General features: G+C 71.9%; 9 protein-coding genes. 4 read left to right on the top strand and 5 right to left on the bottom strand.

The window, feature by feature from the left end:
- Positions 1 to 139 precede the first annotated feature (139 nt).
- From AC1MIR_RS12060 to AC1MIR_RS12075, 4 genes are all read left to right on the top strand, one after another.
- Complete coding sequence (locus AC1MIR_RS12060; protein ID WP_480028397.1) at positions 140 to 901, top strand: electron transfer flavoprotein subunit beta/FixA family protein; 762 nt, start codon at positions 140 to 142, stop codon at positions 899 to 901.
- A gap of 2 nt (positions 902 to 903) precedes the next feature.
- Positions 904 to 1,842 carry an electron transfer flavoprotein subunit alpha/FixB family protein gene (locus AC1MIR_RS12065; protein WP_480028398.1) on the top strand — a complete coding sequence of 313 codons (939 nt, stop codon included), beginning with the start codon at positions 904 to 906 and terminating at the stop codon, positions 1,840 to 1,842.
- A gap of 153 nt (positions 1,843 to 1,995) precedes the next feature.
- Complete coding sequence (locus AC1MIR_RS12070) at positions 1,996 to 2,874, top strand: 3-hydroxybutyryl-CoA dehydrogenase (RefSeq protein WP_480028399.1); 879 nt, start codon at positions 1,996 to 1,998, stop codon at positions 2,872 to 2,874.
- 4 nt (positions 2,875 to 2,878) lie between these two features.
- The gene (locus tag AC1MIR_RS12075; protein ID WP_480028400.1) at positions 2,879 to 3,643 is read left to right on the top strand and encodes a potassium channel family protein; all 765 of its coding nucleotides are present in this window, start codon (positions 2,879 to 2,881) and stop codon (positions 3,641 to 3,643) included.
- A 67-nt stretch (positions 3,644 to 3,710) separates the two neighbouring features.
- Here AC1MIR_RS12075 and ggt read toward each other — a convergent pair whose 3' ends face one another.
- From ggt to AC1MIR_RS12100, 5 genes are all read right to left on the bottom strand, one after another.
- Entirely contained in the window at positions 3,711 to 5,312 is a 1,602-nt protein-coding gene (gene ggt, locus AC1MIR_RS12080; RefSeq protein ID WP_480028401.1) for a gamma-glutamyltransferase, read from the bottom strand.
- Between the two features lie 4 nt (positions 5,313 to 5,316).
- Complete coding sequence (locus AC1MIR_RS12085; RefSeq protein ID WP_480028402.1) at positions 5,317 to 5,901, bottom strand: nitrile hydratase subunit alpha; 585 nt, start codon at positions 5,899 to 5,901, stop codon at positions 5,317 to 5,319.
- Positions 5,901 to 6,185, bottom strand: a complete 285-nt coding sequence (locus AC1MIR_RS12090; protein WP_480028403.1) for an SH3-like domain-containing protein — start codon at positions 6,183 to 6,185, stop codon at positions 5,901 to 5,903. Before AC1MIR_RS12090 ends, AC1MIR_RS12085 begins: the two co-directional genes overlap by 1 nt.
- Positions 6,182 to 6,478 carry a nitrile hydratase gene (locus AC1MIR_RS12095; protein ID WP_480028404.1) on the bottom strand — a complete coding sequence of 99 codons (297 nt, stop codon included), beginning with the start codon at positions 6,476 to 6,478 and terminating at the stop codon, positions 6,182 to 6,184. Before AC1MIR_RS12095 ends, AC1MIR_RS12090 begins: the two co-directional genes overlap by 4 nt.
- 43 nt (positions 6,479 to 6,521) lie before the next feature.
- Positions 6,522 to 7,041, bottom strand: a 520-nt coding sequence (locus AC1MIR_RS12100) for an SH3 domain-containing protein (protein WP_480028405.1), incomplete at its 5' end; no start/stop codon positions are given.

Below are 7,041 nucleotides of genomic sequence, written 5' to 3' on the forward strand. Positions count from 1 at the left end.
GCGCGCGTGGCGGGCGGGGGCGCGGGCAATTGGGGCGGGGGGGGGGGCGGGGCGGCCGGGGGGGCGGGGGGCGGGCCGCGCGGGCCGGCATGGCGTGCCGCCGGCGCGAGGCCCGCATGACCAAGGGATCCCTTGACCGATGAAGATCCTCGTCCCCGTGAAGCGGGTGGTGGACTACAACGTGAAGGTGCGGGTGAAGTCCGACGGCACCGGCGTCGAGACGGCCAACGTCAAGATGTCCATGAACCCCTTCGACGAGATCGCCGTCGAGGAAGCGGTCCGGCTGAAGGAGAAGGGCGTGGCGAGCGAGATCGTCGCCATCTCCGTCGGCCCCGCCGCGGCGGCCGAGCAGATCCGCACCGCACTCGCCATGGGCGCCGACCGCGGCATCCTGGTGGAGCATGACGGCACGGTCGAGCCCCTCGCCGTCGCCAAGATCCTGCAGGCGCTGGCGGCGAAGGAATCGCCGCAGATCGTGCTGATGGGCAAGCAGGCGATCGACGACGACATGAACGCCACCGGCCAGATGCTGGCCGCGCTGCTCGGCTGGCCGCAGGGCACCTTCGCCAGCAAGGTCGAGCTCGCCGATGGCGGCGTGCCCAATGGGATCAGGGTCACGCGCGAGGTGGACGGGGGCCTCGAGACGGTGGCGCTGACGCTGCCGGCGATCGTGACGGCGGATCTTCGCCTGAACGAGCCGCGCTACGCCTCGCTGCCGAACATCATGAAGGCGCGCAAGAAGCCGATCGAGACGGTGAAGCCGGCCGATCTCGGCGTGGACGCGACGCCGCGGCTGACGGTGCTGAAGGTGGAGGAGCCGCCGAAGCGCCAGGCCGGCGTGAAGGTGGGTTCGGTGGCGGAGCTGGTGGCGAAGCTGCGCAACGAAGCGAAGGTGATCTGACGATGTCCGTCCTGGTTCTGGCCGATCGCGGCGAGGTCATGTCGCAGCCGACCCGCAGCGCGGTGGCGGCGGCCCAGGGGATCACCGCCAGGATCGGCGGCGACATCCATGTGCTGGCGCTGGGCGCCGAGGGCGCGGCGGCGGCGGCGAAGCTGCCGGGCGTGGCCAAGGTGCTCGTCGCGAAGGGCGAAGGCGTGGAGGCCGCGCTGGCCGAGCCGGTTTCCGCGCTGATCGTCGCGCTGGCGCCGGGCTATTCGCATCTGCTCGCGCCGGGCTCGGCGATGGGCAAGAACATCATGCCCCGCGTCGCGGCCCTGCTGGATGTGCAGGTCATCAGCGACGTCGCGGGGGTGGAGGCGGAAGACACCTTCCGCCGCTTCATCTATGCCGGCAACGCGCTGGCCACCGTGAAGACCGCCGACGCGACGAAGGTGCTGACGGTGCGCGCGGCGAGCTTCGACCCCGTGCCGGCCGAGGGCGGCGCCGCCGCCATCGAGGATGCGCCGGCGGCGGCCGATCCGGGCGTCTCCCGCTTCGTGGGCGCGGAGATCGCGAAGCTGGAGCGGCCGGAACTGACCGCGGCGCGCGTGGTGGTCTCGGGCGGGCGCGCGATGGGCTCCTCCGACAACTTCAAGATCCTGGAAGGCGTGGCCGACCGGCTCGGCGCGGCGATCGGCGCCTCCCGCGCGGCGGTGGATGCGGGCTACGCGCCGAACGACATGCAGGTCGGCCAGACCGGCAAGATCGTGGCGCCCGAGCTCTACATCGCCTTCGGCATCTCCGGCGCGATCCAGCACCTGGCGGGGATGAAGGACAGCAAGGTGATCGTCGCCGTGAACAAGGACGAGGAGGCGCCGATCTTCCAGGTGGCCGACTACGGCCTGGTCGGCGACGTGTTCAAGGTGATCCCGGAGCTCGAGACCGAGCTGGACAAGAAGTAGCGCGCGGATTTCCCCCCACCCCGACCCTCCCCCGTGAACGGGGGAGGGGGATCCGGCGCAGACATTCCCTCTCCCGCCTGCGGGGGAGGGTGCCCGAGCGAAGCGAAGGCGGGTGGGGGCCGCGCGCCCCTGTCCGCCAAGAGGAAGGCACTCATGCCCGGCATCGAAAAACTCGGCGTCATCGGCGCCGGCCAGATGGGCAACGGCATCGCCCATGTCGCCGCGCAGTCCGGCCTGACCGTCGTCATGCTCGACGTGGCGGAGGAGGCGCTGGCCAAGGCGCGCGCCACCATCACGAAGAACATGGACCGCCAGGTCCAGAAGGGCACGCTCTCCGCCGCCGACAAGGACGCGGCCCTCGCGCGCATCGCCTCCACCACGGACTATGCCGCCTTCGCCGATTGCGACCTGGTGATCGAGGCGGCGACCGAGCGCGAGGACATCAAGCGCAGGATCTTCGCCACCCTCGGGCCGCATCTGAAGGCGGATGCGCTGGTCGCCACCAACACCTCCTCCATCCCGATCACGCGGCTGGCCGCTTCGACCGACCGGCCGGGTCGCTTCGTGGGGATGCATTTCTTCAACCCCGTGCCGATGATGAAGCTGGTCGAGGTGATCCGCGGCCTGGCGACCGAGGATGCGACGGTGCAGGCGGTCTCCGCGCTGGCGGAGCGCATGGGCAAGACCGTCGCGCATGCCGCCGACTATCCGGCCTTCATCGTCAACCGCCTGCTGGTGCCGATGATCAACGAGGCGGTCTTCGCGCTGCAGGAAGGCGTGGGCGACATCGCCTCGATCGACGCGGGCATGAAGCTCGGCTGCAACCACCCGATGGGGCCGCTGGAGCTGGCCGATTTCGTCGGGCTGGATGTATGCCTCGCGGTGATGGAGGTGATGCAGCAGGGGCTCGGCGATCCGAAATACCGCCCCTGCCCGCTGCTGCGCACCTATGTCGAGGCCGGCTGGCTCGGGCGGAAGACCGGCCGCGGCTTCTACGACTACGCCACGCAGCCGCCGAAGCCGACGCGCTGAGGCGGTGTCCGAGGGCCCGGGCCCCGGCGGTTTCTTCGGCGCCGGGGGGCGCCCCGGCGCGCGAGCGGCCTATGGCCTGCTGGCGCTCGACCTCGCGGCGCTGGCCTGGGTGATCGCGGAATCCTTCCTGCCGAAGAACGCGGCCGTCTTCGCCATCGACATCGCCTTCGGGCTGGTGCTGGCGACGGAGCTGGCTGTCCGGCTGCGCAGCTCCCGCGCCGCCCGCAAGGAGCTGCTGCATCCGGCGGGCATCGCCGACCTGCTGGCCGTGATCTCCTTCCTGCTGGCGCCCTTCTTCGCCGGCTGGGGCTTCCTGCGCAGCCTGCGCACGCTGCGGCTGCTGCGCTCGGCCCGCCTGGTGGCGCATCTGCGCCACGACCTGCCGCTGTTCCGGCGCAACCAGGACGCCTTCGTGGCGGCGGCGGACCTGCTGGTGTTCATCGTGGTGATGACCGGCATCGTCCACGCCACCCAGCAGGCGAGCAACCCGGACATCGCCAACTGGGCCGACGCCCTCTACTTCACCGTCACCGCGCTGACCACGACCGGCTTCGGCGACATCACCCTGCCCGGCACCACCGGGCGGCTGATCTCGGTGGTGATCATGCTGGCGGGCGTGACGCTGTTCCTGCGGCTTGCCCAGGCGCTGTTCCGCCCGACCAAGGTGCGCTTCCGGTGCCATGCCTGCGGGCTCGGCCGGCACGACCCGGACGCGGTCCACTGCAAGGCCTGCGGCGCGCTGCTGAACATCCCCGACGACGATCCCTGAAGCCGCGCCCACCCGGCACCCGGTTGTGACCCGGCGATGGCGCGGTGGTCCGGGATCCGCCAGGCCGCTACCAGGCGATCGCGACGCCGCCGCCGCCGCGCGGATCGGCCGCGCCCGTCGGCCGGCCGTCGCGCAGCAGGATCGCATGGGCGCGGCTCATCGTGGGGTCGTAGGAGATCGGCGAATGCCGCACCTCATGGCCCAGCGCGCGCAGCCCCTCCACCACGTCGCCCTGCACGCGCGCCTCGCAGAAGACGGGGCCGCCCTCGCAATGGATGCGCGGGAAGGAGACCGCCTCCACCGCGCTCATGCCGAAGTCGATCGCGTTCACGATGGTGGTGAGCACGGAGGAGATGATGACGCTGCCGCCCGGCGCGCCCACCACCATCCAGGGCTCGCCATCCTTCGAGACGATGGTCGGCACCATGCCGGTGGTGCGCGCCTTGCCCGGCGCCATGCTGTTCGCGCGGCCGGGCCGCATGTCGAACAGCTTCATCGCATTGTTCCAGTTGAAGCCGAGCCCCTCCGTGACCACGCCCGCGCCGGTGCCGAGGGTGTGCGTCAGCGAGACGCAATTGCCCGCCGCATCCCAGACGGAGAGATGCGTGGTGCAGGAGGGCGGCGCGCCGATCTTCCCGCCGGGCAGCCAGCCCTCGCGGATCTTTCTGGCCCATTCCGCGGCGCGCGCCTTGGAGATCATCGTCTCGACCGGCACGTCCACGAAGGCGGGGTCGCCGAGCCATTGCTCGCGATCCTCATGCGCCGCCGCCATGGCGCGCGCGACGAGGTCGAGATGGCGCACGCTGCCGGGATGGGTGCCGGCGAAGTCGAAGTTCTCGAGGATGTTGAGCATCGCGATCAGCACCGCGCCCGAGCCGGGCGGCGGGTTGGAGGCGATGCCGTAGCCGCGATAGGTGCCGGTCACCGGCAGCGATTCCACAGGCGTGTAGGCAGCGAGGTCATCGGTCGTGACGAAGGCGCCGTGGCGGGCGAAGTCGTCGGCGATGCGCCCGGCGATGTCGCCGGTGTAGAAATCGGCGGCGCCCCGCGCCGCAAGGCGTTCCAGCGTCCCGGCCATCTGCGCGTGGCGGATCACGTCGCCCACCGCGTGGAAGCCGCCGTCTTTCAGGTAGAGCGCCGCGCAGGCAGGCGTCTTCGTCACGCGTTCCATGCCGCCGGGCAGGCCGGGTTGCGGCGGACGAACGAGAAAATCGGCGAAGAAGGGCGTGACGGTGATGCCTTCCTTCGCCATGCAGATCGCGGGCGCCAGAAGATCCGCCCAGTTCCACGTGCACAGGGTTTCGTGGAAGCGCGCGAGGCCGGCGACCGTGCCGGGTGTCATGATCGCGCTGTAGCCGAGTTCCGCGCGGTGATCCTCGAACAGCGCATAGCCGGAGATGGCGGAGCGGCCCTTGCTGTCGGCGGCCCACATGTGGGGCGTCACCCTCGCGCCGGCGCGGGCGTGGAAGTCGATCATGCCCTGGCGGCCGGATCGCGCATCGCGATACTGCAGCGTGCCCATGCCGCCGAGCCCGCACATGAAGGGGTCCTGCAGCATCTGGCAGAAGGCGGTGGCGAGCGCGGCGTCGAAGGCGGTGCCGCCGCGGCGCAGCACATCTGCGCCGACATCCGCCGCCCGCGGCTGCGGGCAGACGACGATGCCCTTCACCGCACTATGCCGCGCTGGGCAGCGCGACGCCGACGAGATGGTCGCGCGTGACGATGGACGCGAGCCGCGTCGCGTCCCAGCCCTCGGTGCCGGCGGGGCGCTGCGGCAGCACCATCCAGCGATAGTCGGCGGTGGAGTCCACCACGCGCACCCCCATGCCGTCCGGCAGCACGGTGCCCCATTCGGCCAGCACGCCGCGCGGGTCGCGTACGGCGCGCGCCCGATAGGCGGCCGATTTGTACCAGTGCGGCGGATAGCCCAGCACCATGCGCGGGTAGCAGGAGCACAGCGTGCAGACGACGAGGTGATGCAGCGTCGGGGTATCCTCCAGCACGCCGAGCGGCGGCGCGCCGGCCATGGAGACGCCCATCTGCTCCGCCGCCGCCGTGCCGTCGCGCAGCAGCAGCGCGCGATAGGCCGGGTCGGTCCAGGCGCGCGCGACCATGCGCGCGCCGATCTCCGGGCTCGCGCGGTCGGTGCGCTCGATCTGCGTCGCGATCTCTTCCTCGCTGACGATCCCGCGCGCGGCCAGCGCCGCGACGAAGCGTTCCAGCAGCGCGATGCTCTCCGCTGTCGGCGGCGCGGCCATCAGGGCGTCTCCTCCAGCCAGTGCTCGAAGATCTCCACCAGCACGGTGTCGCCCTTGGCCCCTTCGCCGAACAGCGCCGGCTGGTCGAAGCGCACGTGATACAGCGGCACCTTGGCCGCCGGGCGGGCGAAGGCCAGGTCTTCCGGGTTCGGGAAGCTGCCGAGCGGCCGCTCGATGGTGCCCGACAGGCCGCGCAGGTAGTGCGGCGTGCGGATGTGGCAGGGGCCGCGCATCTCGGGGAAATCGCGCTTCACGCGCACCGGCGTGCCGGGGGCGAAGCTCATGGCCGCAGATCCTCCGGCGCGACGACGCCCTTCTCCGCCATGATGGCGCTGATCGAGCGCAGCCAGCGCTCGTAGTAGCCGAGGGCGTGGTACTCGGCCTCGGGCAGCGCCTCGATGCCGCGCCGCATCTCGTCCACCGTCAACAGGCCCTTGCTGGCGAGGATCTGGCGGATGGCGTCCACGCGCTTGCCGAAGGCGTCGGGCGGCGCCTCGTCGTCGGGGTCCACCGGCGTGCAGCGGAATCGCGGCGCGCCGCCGAGGTCGTGCGTGGCGGGCGGGGGCGTCTCGTCCATGGCAAACAGGTTAGGCCGAGGCGGAGCGGCGCTCAATCGCGCGCTACTTCACCTCCTCCTCCGGCAGCAGCCCCCAGACATCGGCGCGGCGGAGCCAGCCGCGATGGCTGGCGACCTGCACCTGGCACCAGGCGCTGTCGGCCTCGCATTCGCGCACCCGCGCGATCACGCCCGGGCGCAGCCGCGCCACCGTGCCGGCCGCGGCCGAGGCCTCGCGGCGCAGCGCCACCTCGGCCGCGCCGGCGGGGCGCACCAGCACGGTGCGGCGGCCCTGCAGGGTGGATTGGTGAACCCACCCCTCGGCGCCGTCCACGTCGCGGATCCGGCGCCAGACCTGGAACTCGCCGATGATCATCACCGGCAGGTCGCGGCGCTGGAAGGTCCATTCGATCGGGAAGGTCGTGTTCGGCCCGACGCGCATGTTCACCTGGTCGGACCGGAGCGAGGCGAAGCGGGGCAGCGGGAAGCCGCTGACCGGCCCGACGGAGGGCGCCGGCGGGGGCGGCGGCGTGGCCGGGGCGGCAGGCTCCGGCGTGCGGCTGGCCGCGCTGGCCGCGCCGGCG

It is taken from the genome of Falsiroseomonas sp. RANM36, assembly GCF_056682175.1.

What these genes read in the sequence shown, in the direction of transcription:
- AC1MIR_RS12095 (WP_480028404.1), bottom strand. Translation starts at nt 6,478, where the DNA reads ATGGACGAGACGCCCCCGCCCGCCACGCACGACCTCGGCGGCGCGCCG.
- AC1MIR_RS12070 (WP_480028399.1), top strand. Translation starts at nt 1,996, where the DNA reads ATGCCCGGCATCGAAAAACTCGGCGTCATCGGCGCCGGCCAGATGGGC.
- AC1MIR_RS12085 (WP_480028402.1), bottom strand. Translation starts at nt 5,901, where the DNA reads ATGGCCGCGCCGCCGACAGCGGAGAGCATCGCGCTGCTGGAACGCTTC.
- AC1MIR_RS12065 (WP_480028398.1), top strand. Translation starts at nt 904, where the DNA reads ATGTCCGTCCTGGTTCTGGCCGATCGCGGCGAGGTCATGTCGCAGCCG.
- AC1MIR_RS12090 (WP_480028403.1), bottom strand. Translation starts at nt 6,185, where the DNA reads ATGAGCTTCGCCCCCGGCACGCCGGTGCGCGTGAAGCGCGATTTCCCC.
- AC1MIR_RS12060 (WP_480028397.1), top strand. Translation starts at nt 140, where the DNA reads ATGAAGATCCTCGTCCCCGTGAAGCGGGTGGTGGACTACAACGTGAAG.